This is a genomic window from Brachybacterium sp. AOP25-B2-12 (assembly GCF_052378625.1).
Taxonomy (GTDB): domain Bacteria; phylum Actinomycetota; class Actinomycetes; order Actinomycetales; family Dermabacteraceae; genus Brachybacterium.
The window spans coordinates 24,610-46,110 of the sequence record NZ_JBQSXW010000020.1 but is presented as its reverse complement, the minus strand read 5'-3'; the positions used below and the strand labels follow the sequence as shown (position 1 = coordinate 46,110).

Genomic DNA, 21,501 nt, shown 5'->3' with positions numbered 1-21,501 from the left:
TGGATCCATGACCGACGGTCCAGCCCCCTCAGTGCTCGATGCCATCACCAACGCCCCGGACCCGGTCGACCCCCTCGCCCCCGCGCCCCAGCAGGCGCCCTCCCCCGCCCTGCACATCCTGCAGACGGTCTTCGGGTACGACGCGTTCCGCGGCGAGCAGGCGCAGATCATCGACCAGGTCTCCGGCGGCGGGGACGCCGTGGTCCTCATGCCCACCGGCGGCGGCAAGTCGCTCTGCTACCAGATCCCCGCGCTGCTGCGGCAGGGCACGGGGGTCGTCATCTCCCCGCTCATCGCGCTCATGGCCGATCAGGTCGCGGCGCTGGACCAGCTCGGCATCCGCGCCGCGGCTCTGAATTCGACCCTGGAGCTGCACGAGGTCCAGGCCGTCGAGCAGCAGCTCCTCGCCGGTGAGCTGGACCTGCTGTACATGGCGCCCGAGCGCCTGGTTCTGCCGCGCACCCAGGACCTCCTGCACCGGGCGCAGATCGCCCTGTTCGCGATCGACGAGGCCCACTGCGTGTCCCAGTGGGGCCACGACTTCCGGCCCGACTACCTCGGGCTCTCCGTGCTGGCCGATGCGTTTCCCGAGGTCCCGCGCATCGCCCTGACCGCCACCGCCACCGGCGAGACCCACCGGGAGATCACCGAGCGGCTGCGCCTGGGCGATGCCCGGCACTTCGTCTCCAGCTTCGACCGGCCCAACATCCAGTACCGGATCGGCCCCAAGGACCGGGCGCGCGAGCAGTTGCTGCGCCTGATCCGCGCCGAGCACGACGGCGACTGCGGGATCGTCTACTGCCTCTCGCGCCGCAGCGTCGAGCAGACCGCCGCCTGGCTCGTGGACCAGGGCGTCCACGCCCTGCCGTACCACGCGGGTCTCGACGCCCGCGTGCGTCACCACAACCAGGAGCGGTTCCTGCGCGAGGACGGCCTGGTCATGGTCGCCACGATCGCCTTCGGCATGGGCATCGACAAGCCGGACGTCCGGTTCGTGGCCCATCTGGACCTGCCCAAGTCCATCGAGGGCTACTACCAGGAGACCGGGCGCGCCGGCCGCGACGGCCTCCCCTCGACCGCCTGGATGGCCTACGGCCTGGGCGACGTGGTCAACCAGCGCCGCTTCATCGATGCAGGGGACGGCGACGAGCAGTTCAAGCGCAACGCCCGCGCGCACCTCGACGCGATGCTCGCACTGTGCGAGACCGTCACCTGCCGCCGGGTCCAGCTGCTCGGGTACTTCGGCCAGGAGTCCGAGCCCTGCGGCAACTGCGACACCTGCCTGCACCCGCCCGAGACCTGGGATGCGACCGTTGCCGCGCAGAAGCTGCTGTCGGCGGTGATCCGCCTGGACCGCGAGCGTGATCAGCGCTTCGGCTCCGGGCAGGTGATCGACGTGCTGCTGGGCCGCGAGAACGACCGCTCCCGGCAGTCCCGCCACGACCAGCTGAGCGTCTGGGGGATCGGCCAGGACCTCTCCGAGCGCCAGTGGCGCACGGCCCTGCGTCAGTTGCTGGCCCGCGGGATCGTCGAGGCCGTGGGCGACTACGGGGTGCTGGTCCCCGGCCCGAACGCCGGCCCGGTGCTGCGCGGCGAGACGACGGTGCAGCTGGCCGTGGATCGCGCCCCCGCCAAGGCGGGCGGCTCGCGCTCGTCCGGGTCCGGGTCGCGCTCCCGGGCGGCCGATGCCCTCGAGCCCGCCCAGCGGGAGATCTTCGAGGCCCTGCGGGCCTGGCGGACGAGCGTGGCCCAGGAGAAGAAGATCGCCCCGTACATGGTGTTCAGCGACGCCACGCTGGTGGGGATCATCGACGCGCATCCGCCCACCGTGGGGGCGCTCGGCCAGGTCAGCGGGGTGGGCGCCAAGAAGCTCGCGGAGTACGGGGAGGCCGTGCTCGGGGTGCTGGCCGACGCCTGAGTCCGGGGACCTTCGTCCGCACTGGAGGCACAGGCGGCCCAAGCCCGCTCAGTGCCGTGCCCGTCCCGCTCGGATGCACCGAGGCCCCGTCCGGCCTCACACGAGAGCCTGTTGCCAGAACTCCGCCTCGAGCCGGGTCGCGGTGCCGAACACCTCCACCAGGTGGGCGATCCGCCCCTCCGAGAGCGGGCCGCCTGCGAGATGGTCCAGATGCTCCTCGGCCCGCCGGGACGCCGCCTGGAAATCCTCCCCCGCGTACTCGGCGATCCATTCCGCGTACGGATGCTCGGGGTATTCGGCCAGGCGCGGTGCGAGCTCCCGGCCGATCTCCGCGTAGCCGATCGCGCACGGCGCGAGCGCGACGTCCAGTTCGAGCAGGTCACCGGCCATGCCCGTGTCCAGCACGTAGCGGGTGTACGCGACGGTGGCCTGCTTCTCGGGCACGGCTGCGAGCTGATCCGGCTCGATGCCCGACCGTCCGGCCAGGCGCACGTGCAGGCTGGTCTCGGTGATCGTCGTGGCCAGCGCATCGGCGGCCTGCGCGATCTGCGCGGCGTCGCGGCTCTTGTAGACGGCCAGCGCATTGGCGCGGGCGAAATGCAGCAGGAACCGGTAGTCCTGCAGCAGGTAGTCCTGGAAGGCGGGCAGCGGCAGGGTTCCGTCGCCGAGGCGCTCCACGAACTCGTGGCGCGTGTACGCCAGCCAGTCCGTCTCGTTCTCCGCCCGCAGCAGCTCGAACAGGCTCATGCGGGATCCCCCGCGAAAGGGTGGGCGTACGCGGCGTCGAAGAACGCCAGCTCGAGGTCCACGGCGCGGGCGAAGAACGCCCGGGCGGCCTCCGGATCGGCCGGCCCCACCCGGTCCAGCTCCGCGGTCAGGAACGCCACGACGTCACGGAACGCCGGATTGTCGTGCAGGGTGATCCAGTCCGCGTGGACGAAGCTCTGAGGTCGCTGCTGGGGGGCGTTCTGCGCCCAGTCGAGGTAGAGCCCCTCGACCACGGCCAGCACACCGAGGGCCGCCGAGTAGCTCCCGGTCGCGGCCGCCTCCCGGAAGAGTGCCGTGAACCCCGCGGTCGCGGCCGTGTCGGGCACCTGCGCGCGGGCGTCCTCGGGCGCGCCGAGTGCCTCGAAGGACCGCAGGAAGTAGGTGTTCTCGTCGCCTGCGACCTCCCCCACGAACTGCGACAGGCGGATCCGCGCCGCGAAGGTGTCCGCCGACGCGATCGCCGATCCCAGGAGCACCAGGAAGCTGTCGAGGAAGCGATGGTCCTGGATCAGGTAGCCGGCCATCACCGGATCCGGGACGGTGCCCTCGGTCAGCTCACGGACGAACCGGTGCCCGGTGGCCCGCTCCCACGTCTCCTGGTTCTCGCGCCGCAGCGCCTGGGTGAAGGTCTCGGTCATGGCTGCCTCTCCGTGGGCCCCGCAGGGCCGCGTCTCGGTGACGGGGCGCAGAGCCCCGGGATGGAGACACAGGGTCGGCGGACGTGCGGGCAGACCCCGGCAGACCGTCCATGACATCCCTCCGCGAGTACGAACTCGATCAGGTTCCCGGGTGTGATCTCAGCCCCCGATGGGGCACCCCGTGTCGAGGTCGAGCGTACGGGGTGGGGGCGCGGGTGGCCAGGGAGCGCAGCTCCCGGCCCCCGGGACGACTGAGGCCCGCGGACGACGAACCGTCCTGGTCCCGTGACCCCACGTGCCCTCAGCCCACGGCCCACAGCCCACAGCCCACAGCCCACAGCGTCGATGAACCTGTCACGGCATTCGACCGGCGATCTCCCCTCATCCGGAGCAGCGCACGATCCTCTGACGGCGGTCTTCCCGCCCAGCACTGCCGACCGGTCTCAGCCGACCACTCCTCCCAGCGCAGGAAGTGCCCCGAGGGCGCCCGTCGACCCTGCGCTCGTGAGGAAGGAGAAGCACGCCGAGATCCCCGTGAGGACGAGCCAGACGGCGATCACCACCAGCACGAGCTTGACGATCAGCCACACCAGGGCGCGTCGGCGGGCGGATTCCTCCGCTGTCCGCGGGACGCTCGTGTCCCGCTCGGGGGGTTCACGCAGCTGCTGTTCGGTCACGGGACCCTCCTCGGGTTTGGGGAACTCGTACGGGTTGCAGGGACGGGGCGGCGCATGGGTGCCCTTCTGGCGCGCCGACTGCGGTCAGAGGTCACGCGAGGCCTCCCGGATCTCCTGCTGCGCTCGGGACTCGGCGACGTCGAGTGCGACCGCCGCGACCACCAGGCCGTCGACGACCTCGCGACGGAATCGCCTCGACGCCGCGTCCTGCCACGCGGCACCTATGTCCTCCGAGGTCCGGCGCAGACGGTCGGCACCGTCGCGGATCTCGCTCATCGGACACCGCCGTCCACCCGCACGCCGGCGTCGTCCGCGGCATCGCCCGCCAGACAGCGGACCGGGAGCTCGGTGAGCCCGGCCCGCTGGGCCGCGGCGACGTGCCCCCTGCCCGCCACGACGTGCAGGGGCGGCCCGGGGAGCACGGTCACCGGGTTCTCCAGCAGCCTGCGCACGACCTCACGCAAGGTGCGTTCACCCGACCGGCCGGATGCCGCATCGGCAGCGTCGATGCGCCGTTCCCAGTCCTCGCCCGCGAGGAGGGGAGGCAGGGCGTTCTCGAAGCGCTCGACGTCCCAGCGGTCGCGGGCCGAGCATTCGTCCGAGCCCACCGTGTCGATGTCGCGGAGCGGGACTGTCGTCAGCCCCCATCGGCTCTCCCATCCGGCGATGGCAGCATACGATCCCGAGCCCCCGGCGGCAGCTCCCGCACCGGGACCGCCGGACGACGCGGCGGACGCGCCGGGAGCTGAGCCGTACGCCCCGATCGCGTGGTACTCGTCGAGAAGACCGGAGAGCCGACCGAGCTGTGCTCGCCCCCGCAGGATCAGCGCGCCGCTGATCCCCACGTAGCTCAGCGCCGAACGCCGGTAGCGCTCGGAGGCGGCGTGGATCCTCTCCCCCGCGGCTCGGCACCGCCGCATCGCCTCCTCCGCCTCGGCGAGGGCACGGCGGGCCCGGACGACCTGCTGCTCGGCACGGGACTCATCGGACCGGGCCGCGGACAGCGATCCCTCCGCCGCCCGCAGCCGGGCCAGACCAGGACCCGAGTAGCGAGGATCCGGGTCCACGGCGGCATGGGCGCGGCTGACCTCGACCTGCGCCGCCTGGACCCGCGTCCGCGCGGCCGAGAGCGCACCTCGGGCGGACCCGAGCTCGGATTGCGCATCGTGATGATCCGCCCGTCGGCCCTCGAGCGCTTCGGCGGCCCGGGCCTCGTGCGATCGCAGGGAGCTCCGGGCGGCCGCATCACCGGCGATCATCGCCGCGCCGAACACGGCGATCCCGCGCGCGGAGCGCTGCAGCGCCTCCTGACTGGAATGGGCGGCGGTCATGACGCGCTCACCGCAGGAACTCGCGCAGGGTGCGCGCCTTGGAGTCGACCTCCCGGGAGTGCTCGCCCAAGGCATGGGAGAACCTCCGCATGCCCTTGACCGCCTGGCGCACATCGTTGTCGATGCGGTCCTTGACCCCATCGCGCCAGTCGATCGTCTCGAGCGTCCGCTCGAGCTCCCGGTTGAACCGCTCGACGTCGTCCTGGATCCCCCGGAGACGTCGGGCGAAGCGCTCGAGGTCCTCGGGGCTGGCGTGCACCCGGTTCATGCGACGACACCGCCCTCGCGCACGTCGTCCGTGGCCAGGGCTCCGACCTCATCCCTCCACCAGGCCAGCGGAACCTCGGTCACGGCCAGCACGCCCTGGGTCCGTCCGCTGTCACGATCGAAGAACAGCGCCTGGCGGGGCTTCTGCGCGGGAGAGATCCCGTGGTCGAAGAAGTCGGCGGCATCGTCCGGAGAGATGGGCCCTGCCAGACGGAGGTCGAAGGCGGCGATCGCGGACCTGCTGAGCTTCCGCGTGATCCCCGACGGCGAATCCGACCACGCGACCGTGTGCACGCCGACCTCCGGCCCCTCCTCGAGGATCCTCTCGAGGTCCGAGGCGGGATCCTCGGCAGGCGTCTCCGGCGCATCGAAGGAGAATCCGCTCCCACCCGAACTCTCGGCGAGGCCTCGCGAGCGGTGCACGCCGTGGAGGATCAGCACCTGTGCGGGCCCCGACGAGCCGAACGGATCCGCCTGACGTGACCGGACGGTGCCGGCCAGTTCCGACAGCTCCGCCGCCAGACGTCGCTGGGGGACGATCCGGACACGGGAGAGGTCCGCGAGCGTCTCGAGGTACGGATCGAGCTCCTCTCCGACCCCGATGAACGGGCACAGCACGACCTCGGCATCCGGCAAGGTCCGCAGGACGTCGTCGATCACCCCCATCGTGAAGGCGATCTCCGCGGAACCGCCGTCGCGGAGCACCGCGAGCAGATTGCGCCCCGGAGCGCGCGGGAGGTCCACGTGGGGCGCCGCGCCGAGCCCGAGCGCACCGCCGAGCAGGAGCCGAGGTGCTCGTCCGCCGGCGCGGGGCGCATCGGCGGCGACCAGGGCGGCCCGGTCGGCCGCACGGTCGGCGGAGAAGACCACGGGACGGCGGGTGAAGCCCCCGTCGTCGGCACGCTCGCGGAGGGCCCGGAGTCGCTCCCAGCGTGTTTCGTCGTTCTCGTACGCGACCTTGACGAAGACGTTGGCCTCGGGCCGTCCGCCCTGGGTGTTGACCACGGCCTCTCCACGGGCCGTCAGGTGACGGTGGGCGTCGTTGCGCTCCCCGAGGGCGAGCGCAGCGTCCTCCTCGGAGCTCTGCAGGAGGATGCGGGTGCCGATGAGCTGCAGGACCTGGCGGTTCAGGCCCACCATCCCGCTGATCGACTGCGAGCCCAGGACGAGGTGCACCCCGTAGCCGCGACCCTGCCGGATGATGTGCTCGAGGCTCGTGGCCGCGTCGAGGGCCAGCTTGTCGTCGGTGTCGAAGAGGATCTGGAACTCGTCGATCACGACGACGAGCCGCGGCAGATGCACGTCCCCTCGCTCGCGGTGGTCGCCGAGCGAGGTCACGCCGTTGCCGACCTCCTTGAACAGCGCCGAGCGACGCTTCATCTCGTCCTCGATCGACCGCAGGACGTTGAGCCCGAACTCGCGCTCGCTCTCGATCGCGACGGCGCGGGCATGCGGGAGGCCCTGGCGGGCGTACGGGGTGAACTCCACCCCCTCCTTGAAGTCGATGAGCTGCAGCTCGAGCTCCTGCGGGGAGTAGAGGAGGCTGAGCGCGCTGAGCCAGGTGTGGATGAGCGTCGACTTCCCGGATCCGGGACGTCCGATGAGCAGCGCCGCGGACCTGCTCTCCGAGTCGAGACGGAGGTAGGCGGCCTCCCGTGCGCTCGACAGGCCGATCGGTGCCACCACGGCTCGCGCCGAGGAGTTCTGCCACCAGGTCGACGAATCCGCGAGGTCGGGCACGACCGTGTTCGCGGGGATCTCGGGGTGGGTGCGGGACGAAGCGGCCGCGGCATAGGTCGCGAGTGCGCGATCCAGGCCGGTGGTGACCCCGCTCGTGTGCGCACCGGGTCCGACGGCCTCGATGCGCGCCTCCACGAGGGCCCGTGCCTCCTCGGCGCCGATCTGATGGTCGATGTCGCTGCGGATGCCCCGCCATGAGGTGTCGGTGTCCGGGAGGTCGACCCAGGCGCTGTCGTTCCGAGCGAGGCCGATCGTGGGTCCTCGGAGCAGATCCTCCAGACCGGGGGTGTAGTCGTCACCGCCGTCCGCCCGTGCGGACACGATCGTGTGGATGCCGCAGCGCGGACCGTTCTCGAGCACCCGCTGCAGGAGGTGGAGGTTGGTCCCCCTGTCGAACTGCTCGGGGAAGTCGTGGATCACCAGGAGCCTGTACGGCTCGGCGATCTCGTCCGCGGCCTCGTTGTACTGGTCGATCGAGGCGAACTCGCCGCGGAGGTACTTCTGGGTCACCGACTCGATGTGCCCGACGAGATCCTTCAGGAGCGCCTCGATGTCCTCACGGGAGCTGCGCACCTTGGTGTGGATCAGCTCAGGGTTGTGATCGCCCAGTCCGAGGAACCGGGCGTCCGAGCGGCCGAGTCCGAGCGGGTCGACGAACGCGCACCGCAGACCCGCCGGTGGGAATCCCGCCAGCGCACGCAGCGTGAGCTCCTCGAGGACGCCGTTGGCCACGTCGCGCCCCTCGGAGGTGAATGGCACCACGATGTTCCCGAGCGCACGGAGGTCCCGCACCCAGGGGACGGCGATCTTCGCGGACTCGACGGGCAGCTCGTGGGCGGTTCGCGGAGCGGCGACGAGACTCCCGAGATCGAGGGGCTCCACGGCGCGCTGGGTGGCCGGCGCGGATGACCAGGCGGCATCGCGCAGGGGGTGCGCGGACGGAGAGGTGTGGGTCTGTCGACGTTCCGTGAGCTCCTCGCGATCGGTCGCCACGAACGCGGAGCGGCGGGCCTCGAGGTCACCGACGGCCTCCCGGCGCCGGTGGTCGGCGCGCTCGCGGGTGCGCGCCAGCGCCTCCGAGTCGACGGCGAGCCGATGGTCGATCGCCTCCGCCTCGGCGAGCGCGCCGTGGCGGACACCCTCGAGGTACTGCAGCAGTTCCACGAGGCGCGCCGTGTGGGCCGGCTTGGCCCGCAGCGGACGGTCGATCACCCTGCGCAGCTCGATCACCTCGGCGGACGCCCGCTCGACGATCGCGACGTCGAGCTCGGACCCGGATCTCTCGATCCGGACCAGGCCGATGGGCTGCCCGTACACCTTCGTCTCGAGCAGCGACCAGGCCCTGCCGGAGCCGGACAGCTCGCTCCGCACCCACGTCAGCATCCGTCCCGCGAGTCCGCGCAATGCCGCGGCGAGCCGTCGCTGGACCTCTATCCGCTGGGTCTCGGCCGCGATGCGGGACGACTCCGCGGCGACCTCGTCATCCGCGTCGTGGAACGCGCGGAGCAGGGTCTGCGTGAACCGCCGGACCCGCTCCTCCCGCTCGTCGAACCACACATCGGTCACGGCGACATCGTCCGCGCGCATCGAACCCCCCACTGATCATCCGGTCGCGTCGATGGTAAGCCAGATCACACCGCGGGGAGAACGTCGGTGCACAGGGGTTCACGGCGTCTCCGGGCCGGGACGTCGACCGTCCGCTCAGACCCCTCGCCGCGACTCCTCGAGGTACTGGTACGCCGTGCTCCGCGAGACACCCAGCCGCGCCGCGATCCGCGGCATCGCCTGGCCCACCGAAGTGGCTCCCTTCTCGTCGAGCAGGCCGAGCACCCGCACCCGCTCCTCGCGAGTGAGCGCGGCCGCCTGCTTGCCGGTCTCGGCGATCCCGCGGGTGATCATGTCGTCCACGACGTCGCCGATGTCGGCCCCCACGACCTCCTGCTCCCCGCCGGACGTGCCGACCACGGGGGCGGGGGCGCTCGGCTCGATCGAGCCGACGAGGGCCTGAATGGTGCGCAGGGCGCTCACGTCGACGTTGATGCACAGCGCCGCGATGATCCGCCCGGCCCGGTTGCGCAGGTAGACCGAGGAGGAGCGCAGCTCGCGGCCGTCCCGGGTGCTGCCGCGGTAGCCGAAGGCGTCGTGGTCCTCAGTGTCGCGGGCCAGCACGTCGAAGCCCAGACTCGTGGAGGGGCCGCCGATCCCCCGGCCGCTCACATGGCCGTTCTCGATCGCGACGACGGTGTGCTCGAGGTCGACCTGCTCGGCGGAGAGGTCGTGCACCACCACCTCGCAGCGCGGTCCGACCGCCGCGGCGATCGCATGGGCCACGGGCGTGAAGGTCGCCACGACCTCGGCGATGGTCTCGAAGGTCGCGGCGGCCGCGCCCGGGGCGGGATCCGTTGCCGCCGCGACGCCCGCGGGGGCGGCGTCCGGGCGCGGTGTGTCCTCGGCGATCGACATCCCGTCAATCTAGCGATCGGCCCGCCCCGGAGCACGCCCGGACCACTCTCCGGACAATGCGTCCGGATGACTGGACACAGAGTCCAACACCCCGTAAGTTCACGGGTATCGGCACCCGGGCCCTCCGCGCCCGCGCGCCGCGTCGTCCCGTCCGCACCCACGAGGAGCACCCATGTCCCACAAGCAGGTCATCACCACCGACAAGGCGCACACCGTCGGCGGGCCCTACTCCCCCGCGATCATCTCCCACGGCTTCGTGTTCCTCTCCGGCTGCACGCCGCACCGCCCGGGCCCGGACCGCGAGCTGGTCACCACGAGCTTCCGCGCCCAGGCCGAGCTGGCCCTGGACAACCTCGCCGCCCTCGCCGAGGCCGCGGGCTCCAGCCTGGCCGACGCCGTCCGCACGACGGTCTACATCAGCGACTGGAAGTACTTCCACGAGCTCAACGAGGTCTTCGGCGAGTACTTCGGCGAGAACGGCCCCACCCGCACCACGCTGCCCCTGCCGATGGCAGGCTTCGACATCGAGGTCGATGCGATCCTCGCCCTGCCCGACGCCGACGCGCCCTCGGTCTGATCCGACCGGATCTTGCCCGGCCGTGATCGGCGCGGCCGCCCGATCGATCGCGCCCGACCCCGCAGCACCCTGATCGACCCCGTCGCCCGGGTCCGGTCCGCGACCTCGCGCGCGCTCCGGACCCGGGCGGTCGCGGCCTCCGCCCGACCCACGGCACAATCAGCTCCACCGGCCCGACCCTCAGCCCCACCAGCCACATCCCCCGCACCATCAGCCACGCCCTCGGCACCATCGCACCACCGCACCATCCATCGCGCCGCCGCGGCCACCAGGAAGGCTCTCCATGGACCTCGACATCCTGTCCACGCTCCCCATCGGCCCGTGCGCCAAGGCGCTGCCGGCCTCCACGAGCACGCAGACCGTCCCCGAGTTCCTCGCGACCTCCCCGCATCTCAGCGACCTGACCACGCCGATCCTCGGGCTCGGCGGCCCCGCGATCGACGCGAACATCGCGGTCCTGGCCGCGTACTGCGCGCGTCACGGCGTGGTGCTCGCCCCCCACGGCAAGACGACGATGATCCCCGAGCTCTGGCAGCGCCAGCTCGACGCGGGCGGCTGGGGCATCACGGTCGCCAACCCCGCCCAGCTCGGCGTGGCCCGCGAGTTCGGCGTCCCCCGCATCCAGCTCGCCAACGCCCTCGTGGACCCGCACGGGATCGCGCTGGCCCAGGAGATGACCGCCGCCGGCACCGAGGTGCTCTCGTGGGTCGACGACACCGCGACCGTCGAGCGCCTCGCGCGGCTGCTGGACCCGGCCGGGCCGCCGCTGGACGTGCTCGTCGAGCTCGGCTCTCCCGGCGCCCGCACCGGCGCCCGCACAGTCGAGCGCGCGCTCGAGGTGGCACGCGCCGCTCACGCGACCCCCTCCCTGCGTCTGCGCGGCGTCAGCGGCTACGAGGGAGCCCTCGCCCACGACCGCTCCGAGGACGCCCTGACCACGGTCAACGCCTACCTCGACCGGCTCCGCACCCTCTTCACCAGCGCCGCGGCCGAGCAGCTGTTCGACACCGAGGACGTGATCCTCACGGCGGGCGGCAGCGCCTACTTCGAGCTCGTCATCGAGCACCTCGCGAACCTCGCCGGGAACGCGACGCCGGGCCTGGACACCACCGTCGTGCTCCGCTCCGGCTCCTACATCACGCACGACGACGGCTTCTACCGCGGCATCACCCCGTTCACCGATCCGGACTCCGCCGACGTGTTCGTCCCCGGCATGCACGCCTGGGTGCGGGTGGTCTCCCGGCCCGAGCCCACGCTCGCCCTCGTGGACGCCGGCAAGCGCGACGTGCCCTTCGACGAGGGGCTCCCCGAGCCCCAGCGCGCCCAGACCGAGTTCGGCGAGCCCAGCCGGCCCCTCCCGGGCGCCACCGCGATCGCCATGAACGACCAGCACACCTTCCTGCGGATCTCGGCCGATGACCCCCTGGCGATCGGCGACGTGGTGCGCCTGGGGCTCTCGCACCCGTGCACCGCGATCGACAAGTGGCGCCTGGTCCCCGAGATCGACGACGCCGACGCCGCGGACCCGGCGATCATCGGCCTGCTGCGCACCTACTTCTGAGCCGCGGACCATGACCCCTCCTCCCGGGACGCCGACCTCCCCTCCCAGCCCGTCCGCCACCGGGCGCACGGCCACCTCGCACGCCGCCACCGGAGGGCGCCCGCGACTGCCGGCGCGCACCGCCACCGGAGGGCGCCCGCAGCTGCCTGCGCGCACCGCCACCTCGCGGCTGATCGTCGTGATCCGGACCGACGCGCCCGCCGCGTACGTCCCGCTGCTCGAGGCCCTGGTGACCGGCGGCGTCACGAGCGTCGAGCTCACGCTGACCACGCCCGGCACCCTCGATGCGCTGCTGGCGACCTTCGGCGCGGACCTCGACCTGGGGGTGGGCACGATCACGACCCCCGAGGAGCTCCATCGCGCCGCCGCCGCGGGCGCCGCGTACGCGGTGACGCCCGTGACCCGCGCGGACCTGCTGGCCGCAGCACGTGAGACGGGCCTGCCGATCGTCCCGGGCGGTCTGACGCCCACCGAGCTGCACGCCGGATGGGCCGGCGGGGCGGCCGCCGTCAAGGTGTTCCCCGCCGGCCAGGTGGGTCCCGACTATGTCCGTGACCTGCGCGGGCCCTTCCCGGACATCGAGGTGATCCCCTCGGGCGGCGTCGATCTCGACGGCGCACGCGCCTGGCTCGCGGCCGGTGCCGCGGCAGTCAGCGTGGGCGGGCCGCTGCTGGGCGACGCCGCACGCGGCGGCGACCTGGGGGCGCTCACCGACCGCGCCCGCGCGTTCGTGGACCTCTGCCGGCGTGCCCCGGGCCTCCCGGCCACCCCGGATCCCGCACGGCCGCAGGACCTCCCGAACCCTTCGGGCCTCCCGGCCGTCCCCGCTCACGACCACCCCGAGGACGGCCACCGATGACCACCCCCACTCCCGAGGACCGTCTCGGCGTCGTCACGCTCGGCGAGACGATGGCCCAGCTGCGCTCCGGCCAGGTGGGCTCCCTGGCCCACCTCGACCAGCTCGCCATCGGCATCGCCGGCGCCGAGTCCAACGTCGCGATCGGCCTGCGCCGCCTGGGCGTGCCCACCACCTGGCTGGGCCGCGTGGGCGCCGACGAGCTGGGCCGACGCGTCACCCGCGAGCTGCGCGCCGAGGGGGTGCGGACCCTCGCGATCCTCGACGACGGCGCCCCCACCGGGCTCATGCTCAAGTCCCGTCCGACGAGCGTGACGACCAGCGTGGACTACTACCGCGCCGGCTCTGCCGGATCCCGTCTGGCACCCACAGATCTCCCGCCCGACCTGCTGAGCGGCGCCGGCATCCTCCACGTCACCGGCATCACGGCGGCGCTGTCCGAGTCCGCGCGCGCGACCGTCCACGCGGCGATCGACCGGGCCCGCGCCCAGGGTGTGCGCGTGAGCTTCGACGTCAACCACCGCTCGCGGCTGATCGGCACCGAGGACGCCCGCACCGCCTACCGCGAGATCGCCGAGCGCGCGGACCTGATCTTCGGCGGCCCCGAGGAGCTGGGGCTGCTGCTGGGCACCGATGCCGCGACCTCCGAGGAGGCCGTGGCGGCCCTGCCCGCGGGCCCCGAGGTGGTGCTCAAGGACGGCGAGCGCGGTGCCGCCAGCACCCTGGACGGCACGACCCTCGCGGTCGCCGCCCACCCGGTGTCGGTGGTCGACACCGTGGGCGCCGGCGACGCGTTCGTGGCCGGCTACCTGTCCGCGGCCGTCGAGGGCCTGGATCCCCTCGAGCGCCTGCGCCGCGGGGCGATCTGCGGGGCCGTGGCCTGCATGTCCCCCGGGGACTGGGAGGGCGCACCCTTCCTCGCCGACCTCGACGGGGTGCTCGGCGCCGCGGGAGACCCCGTCCGCCGCTGAGCCGAGCGGGACCGCCTCAGCCGGGCAGGATCCCCCGGCTCTCGACCAGCAGCGCGAGCGACCGCCGACGATCCGCCGGGTCGTGGGCCAGCGTGGTCACGAGCAGCTCATCGGCCCCCGTGGCGGCCACGAGCGTGTCGAGCCGGGCCGAGACGGTCTCCGGCGACCCGACGAAGCGGGTCACGAGACGGTCGCGGACGACGGCCTCCTCATCGGGCCGCAGCGGTGCGGCGAGGGCCTCGGCCGGCGTCGGGTACGGGATCGCCCCGCGACCGGCGCGGATGCTGTGCACCCACTGCCCGTATCCGGCCGCGAGCTCCCGGGCCCGCGCGTCGGTGTCGGCCACGAGCACGTCGGCCGAGACGATGACGTGGGGCGCGGCGATCCGTCCGGGGCGGAAGGCCTCGCGGTAGGCGGCGATCGCATCGGTGACGAAGGACGGCACGACGTGGTAGTTCGCGCCGAAGGGCAGCCCCAGCTCCCCGGCCCGCCGCGCACTGGGACCTGCGGAGCTGCCGTGGATCCAGACCTCGGCGTCCGAGCCCGTGGCGGGCGAGGCCTGCACGATCGCGCCGTCGGGGTCGCGGTAGGTCCCGTCCAGCAGCGCGAGGATGTCGTGGACGTCCTCGGTGAACGTGTCGGTCCCGGTGCGGGTGCGGGAGAGCAGCTTCTCGTGGACCGCGCGGTGTGCGCCGCCCGTCGTGCGCGGCGGCGGGGGCGCAGGCAGCAGCAGACCCGCGACCTCACGATCGGCGACGGCGGGACGCGCGGGTGGCGTGGGCCGGGATGCGCCGTGCGAGGCGGGATCCCGTCCGGCACCGGGCCCGACGGCCTCCCCGGGGTCGGCGCTCGACGGCGTCCGGGACCCGGACCGGCCGATCCCCAGGTCGATCCGCCCGGGGTGCAGGGCCGAGAGCAGCCCGATCTCCTCGGCGACCCGCAGAGGCGTGGTGTTGCCGAGCACCGTCACGGCTGTGCCCACCCGGATCCGCGCGGTCGCGGCGGCGACGGCGGCGGCCAGGACGTGCGGCGCGGCGCCGGCGACCCCGGGGTTCAGGTGGTGCTCGGCCAGCCAGAAGCGCACGTAGCCCAGGCGCTCGGCCTCCCGCGCGAGCTCGAGGCTCTCCCGGAGCCCGTCGGCCGGGGTGCTCCCGGAGCCGAAGGCGGACAGGTCCAGGACGGACAGGGGCACGGGGGCTGCGGACACGGGGGCCTCCGGGGATCCAGGGTGGGCGGGACGGCTCGCGGCCCGACGCTAGGGCACGGCGGGGCCATGCCGCCGGTCCGGCGTCATGCGCGGTCATCCTGGGGGACGGCTTCGTCCTCCCCGGCCCGCGAACCCGTCCTCGCCCTCCCGCGCGCGGGCTCCGACGTCGTGGCGCTCGCGGGCACCGGCTCCAGCCCGCCGGGCGCACCGAGCCGGTCCAGGAGCACGGCGCTGATCTCGGCGAGCGCGTCGAGCTGTGCGGGCGTCAGCGCATCGATCACGAGCCGCCGGGCGGTCGCGATGTGCCCCGGCATGGCGTGGATGAGACGACGGCGCCCCTCGGGTGTGAGCGCGACGACGGTCGCCCGCCTGTCCTCGGCGCAGGGCCTGCGGGTCAGGTCCCCTCGCCGGTCCAGCCGCGCGCACACGTGGGACAGGCGCGGCAGCGTCGCGTACGTCGCCTCGGCGAGTGCGGTCATCCGCATCCCCTCCCCCGGGCCGAGCTTGAGGTTCGAGAGCACCATGAACTCGAAGTGCGTCATCTGCGCGTCCCGCTGCAGCTGGGTGTCCAGCGCCGCCGGGAGCAGGCCGCTCACGCCGATGATGCCGAGCCATGCCGCGGACTCGCGCTGGGTCATGCGAGGGGCTCGGAACGTCATGTCGGCCATCGTACGGATACTTGTCGCATCAACCAAAGCGTGGTAGACCTGTCCTCGTATCCGTTGAAGAATCAACTATTCGAGGAGCATCGACCATGTCGACCATCACCATCATCGGAGCAGGGAACCTCGCCGGAGCCGTCGCCGCCGTCGCCCACAGGGCCGGAGCCACGCTGCAGGTGCTCGCCCGCGACCCCGAGAAGTCCGCCACCGTGGCGCAGGGACTCGGCGCCGCCTCCGGGCGCATCGGCGACCCGCTGACCGGCGAGATCATCGTCCTTGCCGTCCCCTACCCCGCCGTCGAGGAGATCCTCGGCACGTACGCGGGCGCGCTCGACGGCAAGATCCTGATCGACGCGACCAACCCCATCGACTTCGCGACCTTCGACAGCCTCGTGGTCCCCTCGGACTCCTCCGCCGCCCAGCAGATCCAGGGAGCCCACCCCTCGGCCCGCGTGGTCAAGGCGTTCAACGCCAACTTCGGCGCGACGCTCGCCAGCGGCCAGGCGGGCCCCGTCACCACCACGGTCCTCGCCGCGGGCGACGACGCCGACGCCAAGGAGCAGGTGCTGGCCCTCGTGCGCTCGGCGGGCCTGCGCGGTGTCGACGCCGGCGCCCTGAAGCGCTCGCGCGAGCTCGAGGCCGTGGCGTTCCTGCAGATCTCCCTGGCCTCCGCGGGCGCCACCCCGTGGACCGGCGGCTTCACGCTGCTGGGCTGACCACCACCTCGACGAAGGAGTTCCCCATGACCTCGACCGCGGCGATCGCAGCGACCTCCGGGGCCGCGCCCGACGCGACCCGCATGGATGCCGTCGAGTTGCTGGTCCGCGACCTCGACACCATGACCGCGTTCTACCAGCAGGCCGTCACCCTCGACGTCCTCGACCAGGTGGGGCCCACTGCCACCCTGGGGCGTGGGGACACGGCGATCATGACCCTGCGCCAGGTCCCGGAGCTGCCGTCCCGGGATCCGCGCGGGGCGGGGCTCTATCACTCGGCCATCGTCTTCCCGGACGAGGCGCACCTGGCCACCGTCCTCGCCTCGATGGCGCAGCGGGCGCCGGCGCTCTACGAGGGCAGCGCCGACCACCTGGTGAGCGAGGCCTTCTACTTCCACGACCCCGAGGGCAACGGCCTCGAGCTCTACCGGGACCGTCCCCGGGACGCCTGGGTGTGGACGCCCGTGGACCGCGTCGTCATGGGGTCGCAGGCGCTGGACCCGCAGGCGTTCCTGGGCCGGTGGTACGACCCCGAGCTCCCGGTCGTCGGCGAGCCCGCCGCCATCGGCCACCTGCACCTGCAGGTCGGGGACATCCCGACGGCCCGGAGGTTCTACGTGGACGTGCTCGGGCTGGACGTCACCGCGGACCTGGGCAGCGCCCTGTTCGTCTCCGCCGGCGGCTACCACCACCACATCGGCCTGAACACGTGGCAGAGCGCGGGTGCCGGCCCCCGCGCCGCGAGCCTGGGTCTGGGCGACGTCCGGTTCCGTTTCCCGCGTCGGGACGACGTCGAGGCGCTCGCGGACCGGCTCCGCTCCGCGGGCGTCGCGATGCAGGACGACGGCCGGGTGCTGCGGTTCCTCGACCCGTGGGGGACGCAGCTCGCGGTGACGCCCGAGGTGGACGGCTGATCCTCGGGCCGGCCCGGGTGCGCACCTCGCGGTGGCGTCGCGCGGTTCGGCTCGGCCTGATCGCGCCGCATCGGATCGGGTCCGGAAGAAAGGTGCGAGCCGGGATGTCACCGTCGAGAACCCTCGACTGTGACGTCAGGTTGCCTCGGGACGTCGTCGTGGGCACCTCGTCACTACGATCGAGGACCCGCGCGCGCACGCCGCGGACCCCACCTCGGGCCACCGACGTCGCGCCGAGGTTCCCGCGCGTCGCGAGCGCTGCACGCCCGCGTGCCCGCCGTGCCGCCCGCCCACGTCCTGAGGAGGGACCGATGACCCGACCCGCCGTGCACGTCCTCCACGACAACCCCGAGTGGATCGAGGTGTTCGTCCGCGCCTTCGAGGCCGAGGGCGTGCCCCTCGTGCAGTGGCCGCTGGACCACGGCGTGCTCGACCTCGACGGCGAGCCGCCGCAGGGCGTCTTCTGGTCCCGCCTCAGCGCGTCCTCCCACACCCGCGGCGCGGAGCTGGCCAAGGACGCCGCCCGGGCGACCCTCTCCTGGCTCGAGTCCTGGGACCGCCGGGTCGTCAACGGCTCCCGAGTCGCCGACCTCGAGGTCTCCAAGGTGATCCAGCACGCCGCCCTGCGCCGCCGCGGCTTCGACGTGCCGCGCACCGTGGCCGTGATCGGCACCGAGGACCTCCTGGCCTCCGCGCGCACCTTCGCGCCGCCCTTCATCACCAAGCACGATCAGGGCGGCAAGGGGCTGGGGGTGCGCCGCTTCGACACCCAGGAGGAGTTCGCGGCGTACGTCGAGGGGCCGGAGTTCGAGCCCTCGGCCGACGGGATCACCCTGCTCCAGGAGCTGCTGGTCACCCCGGAACCCTTCATCACGCGCGCCGAGTTCGTGGGTGGCCGCTTCGTCTACGCGGTGCGCGTGGACACCTCCCGCGGCGCCTTCCAGCTGTGCCCGGCCGACGCCTGCGCGGTCCCCGGCGACGACGACCCCGCCGTGCCGCCCTTCGTGCGCGACGAGTCCTTCACCGCCGAGGACCCGCTGATCCAGCGCTTCCAGGACCTGCTGGCCTCCCTCGACATCGAGATCGCCGGCATCGAGTTCCTGCACACCGTCGACGGCCGCACCGTCACCTACGACATCAACACCAACACCAACTACAACGCCGATGTGGAGGCCCAGGCCCCGGTGCCCGCGATCCGGGAGATCGCCCGCTACCTGGGCGGGCTGCTCGACCAGGTCACCGAGTCGTGACGGCACGGGACGGGACGTCCTGGCTCAGGTAGGCCCGTATACGGCCCAGCTGAGCCAGGACGTCCCGTCACCCGTGCCCACCGCCCCCGGAACGCAGCAGACCGGCAGCCCCCCGCCCACGGCCCTCATCGGCCTCCTCCGTCACCCCATGTGAACGCCGCATGACGCGCTGTGGACCGCGGTGAGCGCCCGTGGCAGGACCCGCGACAAGCCCGGTGCCCGTGGTCGACAGTGGTGCTCCGACCCACAGGCATCGGCCGCGGCATCCGCCCGGCCCACCCCGCTAGGAGTGAGCACCATGTCGTCACCACGAAGGATCCGCCTCGGTGTTGCCCTCGACGGCGCCGGCTGGCACCCGGCCGCCTGGCGTGAGCCGACGTCCCTGCCCCACGAGCTGTTCAGCGGCCCCTACTGGGAGGAGCTCGCCCGGGAGGCCGAGCGCGGCGGCCTGGACTTCCTGTCCGTCGATGACTCGCTGTCCCTGCAGTCCGCGACGCCGTTCACCCCCGATCACCGCACCGACGAGGTCCGCGGCCGCCTCGACGCCGTGCTCGTGGCCTCGCGGATCGCCCCGGCCACCCGCTCCATCGGCCTGCTGCCGGTGGCGACCACCACGCACACCGAGCCCTTCCACGTCGCCACCCTCATCGCGACGCTGGACCACATCACCGACGGCCGCGCCGGCTGGCAGGCCCGCATCTCCGCCGCCCCCGGCGAGGCCCGCCTGTTCGGCCGCCGCGACATCCCCGACCTCACCGGGATCGACGACCCGGCCGCCCCGGCCGCCGTCGCGGAGCTGTTCGACGAGGCCGCGGCCGCCGTGGACGTCGCCCGCCAGCTGTGGGACTCGTGGGAGGACGACGCGGAGATCCGCGACGTCACCACCGACCGCTTCCTGGACCGGGGCAAGGTCCACCGCATCGACGCCGAATCCCGCTGGTTCAGCGTGCGCGGCCCCTCGATCGTGCCGCGCTCCCCGCAGGGCGCCCCCGTCGTCGCGGCGCTCGCGCACGACGTGGTCCCCTACCGCTTCGCCGCGCGATCGGCCGACGTCGTGTTCGTGACCCCCGAGGACACCGCGGACGCCGTCCGGATCCTCACCGCCGTGCACGAGCAGGAGCGGTTCGTCGAGCGCGACGGGGAGCCGCTGCGCATCATCGCGGACCTCGTGGTGCTGCTCGACGGACCGCAGGAGACCGGGGCCGACCGCCTCGCCCGCCTGGACGCGGTCGACCCCCTGACCTCGGACACCCGGGTCGCCACCGGGTCGGCCACGGCGCTGGCCGAGGAGATCGAGGCCCTCGGGCAGCTCGGCTACGACGGCGTGCGCCTGCGCCCCGGCGTCGCGACCGACGACCTGCCGCGGATCTCCCGCGAACTGGTCCCCGAGCTGCGCCGCCGCGGGCTCGTCCCCGACGGCTACGAGGGCACGACCCTCCGCGAGCACCTCGGGCTGCCCGCCACCGTCCCCAGCCGCTACGCGCCCACCGCCGACCTGCAGGAGGCCTCATGAGCACCGACCGTCCCCGCAAGCAGATCGTCCTCGCCGCCTACGTCGGCGGGGTCAACGAGCACACCCAGTGGGAGGATCCCGCCGCCGGCAGCCAGATCGCCTTCTCCTCGTTCCGCCAGGTCGCCGAGACCGCCGAGCGCGGGCGCTTCGACTACTTCTTCCTGGCCGAGGGCCTGGCCCTGCGCGAGCGGGACGGCCAGGTGTTCGACCACGACGTCGCCGGGCGCCCCGCGACCCTCGCGGTGCTCGCGGCTCTCGCGGGCGTCACCGAGCACATCGGCCTCGTCGGCACCCTGAACGCGACGTTCAACGAGCCCTACGAGCTCGCCCGGCAGCTCGCCTCCCTGGACCAGCTCTCCGGGGGACGCGCCGGCTGGAACGTCGTGACCAGCTTCGACGCCTTCACCGGCGGGAACTTCCGGCGCGGCGGGTTCCTGGACCGCTCAGAGCGCTACGAGCGGGCCGCGGAGTTCCTGGAGGTCGCCCGCGAGCTCTGGGAGTCCTGGGCGGAGGACGCGATCGCGGCCGATGCCACCCGCGGCACCTTCCTCACCGATCCCGACGCGGGCGCGTTCTCCCACACGGGCACGCAGTTCGACATCGCCGGGCGCTTCACGGTCCCGCGCAGCCCGCAGGGCCGACCCGTCATCGTCCAGGCGGGCGTCTCCCCGCAGGGACGGGACTTCGCCGCGAAGAACTCCGACCTCATCTTCTCGCCGTACAGCCGGCTCGCCGAGGCTCAGGAGTTCTACGCCGACGTGAAGCGGCGGGCCGCCGGCTTCGGCCGCGACCCGAAGGACCTCAAGATCGTGCCGAGCATCGGCTACGTCCTGGGCGGCGCCGAGGCCGAGGCGAAGCAGCGGGCCCAGGACCTGCTGGACCAGACGCTCACCGAGAAGACCGTGCGGACCCGCTTCGAGCAGGTGTGGAACCGCGACCTCTCGGCGTACGACGTCGACGGGCCCGTCCCCGACCTCGAGCCCGATCTCGAGGGGCCGCCATTCATCCAGGGGCGCGCCTTCCACCTGCAGGATCGGGTCGAGGCGATCACCGCGTGGCGCGCCCGTGCCGCCGAGGAGGGCTGGTCGCTGCGGCAGCTGGCCGCCGAGGTGTTCGACCGCTCCCAGCTGGTGGGCACCCCCGAGCAGGTCGCCGACCAGCTCGACGAGTTCGTCCAGGGCGACGGGGCCGACGGCGTGGTGCTCGGCGGCCACGTGACGCCCGGCGGCCTCGACGAGTTCGTGGATCAGGTGGTGCCGCTGCTCCAGGAGCGCGGCTCGCTGCGCCGCGAGTACGAGGGGACGACGCTGCGCGACAACCTCGGGCTGCCCGTGCCGCCGCGCGGCCCGCGCCGTGACGCGGCCGGCATCGACGACGGGGCGCTGAGCGGCGCCCGCTGAGGCGTCGCGGTCCTCGTCGCGCCGCCGTGCAGCGGGGATGTCGACCGGACACCGCGGCCGCGTCCCCCGAGG

At 73.2% G+C, this 21,501-nt stretch carries 20 protein-coding genes and 1 riboswitch; of the genes, 10 read left to right on the top strand and 10 right to left on the bottom strand.

Going from position 1 to position 21,501, the window contains the following annotated elements; all coding sequences use genetic code 11:
• Nucleotides 1–7: 7 nt before the first annotated feature.
• Nucleotides 8–1,918, top strand: a complete 1,911-nt coding sequence (gene recQ / locus ACT3TZ_RS13060; RefSeq protein ID WP_444583864.1) for a DNA helicase RecQ — start codon at nt 8–10, stop codon at nt 1,916–1,918.
• A 96-nt stretch (nt 1,919–2,014) separates the two neighbouring features.
• Here recQ and ACT3TZ_RS13055 read toward each other — a convergent pair whose 3' ends face one another.
• The 8 genes from ACT3TZ_RS13055 to ACT3TZ_RS13020 all read right to left on the bottom strand — a co-directional run bounded on the left by ACT3TZ_RS13055 (nt 2,015) and on the right by ACT3TZ_RS13020 (nt 9,802).
• On the bottom strand, nt 2,015–2,665 hold the full coding sequence (locus ACT3TZ_RS13055) for a TenA family protein (RefSeq protein WP_444583863.1): 651 nt from the start codon (nt 2,663–2,665) through the stop codon (nt 2,015–2,017).
• Nucleotides 2,662–3,324: a TenA family protein gene (locus ACT3TZ_RS13050; protein WP_444583862.1), complete on the bottom strand. Its 663-nt coding sequence runs from the start codon at nt 3,322–3,324 to the stop codon at nt 2,662–2,664. Before ACT3TZ_RS13050 ends, ACT3TZ_RS13055 begins: the two co-directional genes overlap by 4 nt.
• Before the next feature lie 99 nt (nt 3,325–3,423).
• Nucleotides 3,424–3,516: riboswitch (TPP riboswitch) on the bottom strand.
• Nucleotides 3,517–3,767: 251 nt separating this feature from the next.
• Entirely contained in the window at nt 3,768–4,001 is a 234-nt protein-coding gene (locus ACT3TZ_RS13045; protein WP_444583861.1) for a hypothetical protein, read from the bottom strand.
• An 84-nt stretch (nt 4,002–4,085) separates the two neighbouring features.
• On the bottom strand, nt 4,086–4,277 hold the full coding sequence (locus ACT3TZ_RS13040; protein ID WP_444583860.1) for a hypothetical protein: 192 nt from the start codon (nt 4,275–4,277) through the stop codon (nt 4,086–4,088).
• Nucleotides 4,274–5,332 carry a hypothetical protein gene (locus tag ACT3TZ_RS13035; RefSeq protein WP_444583859.1) on the bottom strand — a complete coding sequence of 353 codons (1,059 nt, stop codon included), beginning with the start codon at nt 5,330–5,332 and terminating at the stop codon, nt 4,274–4,276. Before ACT3TZ_RS13035 ends, ACT3TZ_RS13040 begins: the two co-directional genes overlap by 4 nt.
• 7 nt (nt 5,333–5,339) lie before the next feature.
• Nucleotides 5,340–5,600, bottom strand: a complete 261-nt coding sequence (locus ACT3TZ_RS13030; RefSeq protein ID WP_444583858.1) for a hypothetical protein — start codon at nt 5,598–5,600, stop codon at nt 5,340–5,342.
• The gene (locus ACT3TZ_RS13025) at nt 5,597–8,905 is read right to left on the bottom strand and encodes an FtsK/SpoIIIE domain-containing protein (RefSeq protein ID WP_444583857.1); all 3,309 of its coding nucleotides are present in this window, start codon (nt 8,903–8,905) and stop codon (nt 5,597–5,599) included. Before ACT3TZ_RS13025 ends, ACT3TZ_RS13030 begins: the two co-directional genes overlap by 4 nt.
• Nucleotides 8,906–9,040: 135 nt before the next feature.
• A complete protein-coding gene (locus ACT3TZ_RS13020) occupies nt 9,041–9,802 on the bottom strand; it encodes a helix-turn-helix transcriptional regulator (protein WP_444583856.1) in 762 nt (253 codons plus the stop codon).
• Between the two features lie 172 nt (nt 9,803–9,974).
• Between ACT3TZ_RS13020 and ACT3TZ_RS13015 the strand changes: the two genes are divergently transcribed.
• The 4 genes from ACT3TZ_RS13015 to ACT3TZ_RS13000 all read left to right on the top strand — a co-directional run bounded on the left by ACT3TZ_RS13015 (nt 9,975) and on the right by ACT3TZ_RS13000 (nt 13,767).
• A complete protein-coding gene (locus tag ACT3TZ_RS13015; RefSeq protein WP_444583855.1) occupies nt 9,975–10,379 on the top strand; it encodes a RidA family protein in 405 nt (134 codons plus the stop codon).
• A 283-nt stretch (nt 10,380–10,662) separates the two neighbouring features.
• Entirely contained in the window at nt 10,663–11,940 is a 1,278-nt protein-coding gene (locus ACT3TZ_RS13010) for an alanine racemase (protein ID WP_444583854.1), read from the top strand.
• A gap of 10 nt (nt 11,941–11,950) precedes the next feature.
• Complete coding sequence (locus ACT3TZ_RS13005) at nt 11,951–12,799, top strand: bifunctional 4-hydroxy-2-oxoglutarate aldolase/2-dehydro-3-deoxy-phosphogluconate aldolase (protein WP_444583853.1); 849 nt, start codon at nt 11,951–11,953, stop codon at nt 12,797–12,799.
• Nucleotides 12,796–13,767: a sugar kinase gene (locus ACT3TZ_RS13000; protein ID WP_444583852.1), complete on the top strand. Its 972-nt coding sequence runs from the start codon at nt 12,796–12,798 to the stop codon at nt 13,765–13,767. Before ACT3TZ_RS13005 ends, ACT3TZ_RS13000 begins: the two co-directional genes overlap by 4 nt.
• Before the next feature lie 16 nt (nt 13,768–13,783).
• Here ACT3TZ_RS13000 and ACT3TZ_RS12995 read toward each other — a convergent pair whose 3' ends face one another.
• Together ACT3TZ_RS12995 and ACT3TZ_RS12990 are read right to left on the bottom strand one after the other, a co-directional pair.
• The gene (locus ACT3TZ_RS12995; RefSeq protein ID WP_444583851.1) at nt 13,784–14,974 is read right to left on the bottom strand and encodes an LLM class flavin-dependent oxidoreductase; all 1,191 of its coding nucleotides are present in this window, start codon (nt 14,972–14,974) and stop codon (nt 13,784–13,786) included.
• 83 nt (nt 14,975–15,057) lie between these two features.
• Complete coding sequence (locus ACT3TZ_RS12990; RefSeq protein ID WP_444583850.1) at nt 15,058–15,633, bottom strand: MarR family winged helix-turn-helix transcriptional regulator; 576 nt, start codon at nt 15,631–15,633, stop codon at nt 15,058–15,060.
• Between the two features lie 95 nt (nt 15,634–15,728).
• Between ACT3TZ_RS12990 and ACT3TZ_RS12985 the strand changes: the two genes are divergently transcribed.
• From ACT3TZ_RS12985 to ACT3TZ_RS12965, 5 genes are all read left to right on the top strand, one after another.
• Nucleotides 15,729–16,352 carry an NADPH-dependent F420 reductase gene (locus tag ACT3TZ_RS12985; protein WP_444583849.1) on the top strand — a complete coding sequence of 208 codons (624 nt, stop codon included), beginning with the start codon at nt 15,729–15,731 and terminating at the stop codon, nt 16,350–16,352.
• Between the two features lie 26 nt (nt 16,353–16,378).
• On the top strand, nt 16,379–17,266 hold the full coding sequence (locus ACT3TZ_RS12980; protein ID WP_444583848.1) for a VOC family protein: 888 nt from the start codon (nt 16,379–16,381) through the stop codon (nt 17,264–17,266).
• A 311-nt stretch (nt 17,267–17,577) separates the two neighbouring features.
• Nucleotides 17,578–18,516: an ATP-grasp domain-containing protein gene (locus ACT3TZ_RS12975; RefSeq protein WP_444583847.1), complete on the top strand. Its 939-nt coding sequence runs from the start codon at nt 17,578–17,580 to the stop codon at nt 18,514–18,516.
• 298 nt (nt 18,517–18,814) lie between these two features.
• On the top strand, nt 18,815–20,029 hold the full coding sequence (locus ACT3TZ_RS12970; protein WP_444583846.1) for an LLM class flavin-dependent oxidoreductase: 1,215 nt from the start codon (nt 18,815–18,817) through the stop codon (nt 20,027–20,029).
• Nucleotides 20,026–21,429 (top strand): NtaA/DmoA family FMN-dependent monooxygenase, encoded by a 1,404-nt coding sequence (locus tag ACT3TZ_RS12965; RefSeq protein ID WP_444583845.1) that lies wholly within the window; start codon nt 20,026–20,028, stop codon nt 21,427–21,429. The genes ACT3TZ_RS12970 and ACT3TZ_RS12965 overlap by 4 nt, the downstream gene beginning before the upstream one ends.
• The last annotated feature ends 72 nt before the right edge of the window (nt 21,430–21,501 follow it).